Annotated in this window: 1 protein-coding gene; it reads left to right on the top strand. The window is 77.9% G+C overall.

The annotated features are described in order from the left end of the window. Nucleotides 1-360 (top strand): RNA polymerase sigma factor (locus tag DY240_RS05765; protein WP_233552622.1); only part of this gene is annotated, 360 nt, incomplete at its 5' end. Nucleotides 361-943: the final 583 nt, after the last annotated feature.

Below are 943 nucleotides of genomic sequence, written 5' to 3'. Positions count from 1 at the left end.
CGGCACCGCCGCCTGCTGGCCAAGCTGCCGCCCGCGGTCATCGCCGGCGGCGCCGACGACGCGGCGCCGCCGCACGACCCCGCGGACGCCGCGGCGCGCGCCGACGACGAACGGCACATGAAGCAGGTCCTGCAGGTGTTCCGGCGGCTGCCGAAGCAGGAGCAGGAGGTGCTCGCGCTCTGCGTCTGGGGCGAGCGCACGTACGCCGAGGCCGCCGTGGCGCTCGGAATCCCCGTCGGCACAGTACGCTCGCGTCTGGCGCGAGCCCGAGCTCACATGGAGCGGCTCACCGAGGCCGCGGCCACGAAGACAGCCGAGCCGCGACCCGGCTCGCGCCCCGAAGGAGCGCACCACGCATGAGTTCCACCGGCATGAACCTCGCGTTCGACCTGCCACCTCGGCGTGACCTGCCCGCCGACCGCCGCGACGCCATGCGCCGGCTGCTCGAGGAGTCGGTCGCCGCNTCGACCTGCCACCTCGGCGTGACCTGCCCGCCGACCGCCGCGACGCCATGCGCCGGCTGCTCGAGGAGTCGGTCGCCGCCCGGTCGCGGCCTCGCCTGCTGCCGGCGATACGGCCGCCCCAGGCCCGGCTGGCGCTGTGGCCGGCGGCGGGCCTGGCGACGGCGTCCGCGGTGGCCGCGGCGGTCCTCGTCGTGGGCGACCTCTGGTCCGACGGCGCCGACACCGCGTACGCGGCCACGCCGCCCGTCCTGGCCGCGGAGCTGGCCATGGGGCAGCCGGCCGCTGCGGAGCTCCGGTCGCTGGCCGCGACGGCGGTTCAGACGCAGGCGCAGCTCGACGGCACGGCCGGCACCACCGTCACGACGGAGAGCTGGCTGCTGACGGTGACGGAGGACGGCACCGCGGGCGGTGGACAACCGGCCGAGGGCCGCGCGCCCGCCGAGGGCCGCGCGCCCGCCGAGGGCCGCGCGCCTGCCGAG

Origin of the sequence: Jiangella rhizosphaerae (assembly GCF_003579925.1) — a bacterium.
In the GTDB taxonomy this organism is placed as follows: domain Bacteria; phylum Actinomycetota; class Actinomycetes; order Jiangellales; family Jiangellaceae; genus Jiangella; species Jiangella rhizosphaerae.
This window is presented reverse-complemented; position numbering and strand designations above follow the sequence as displayed.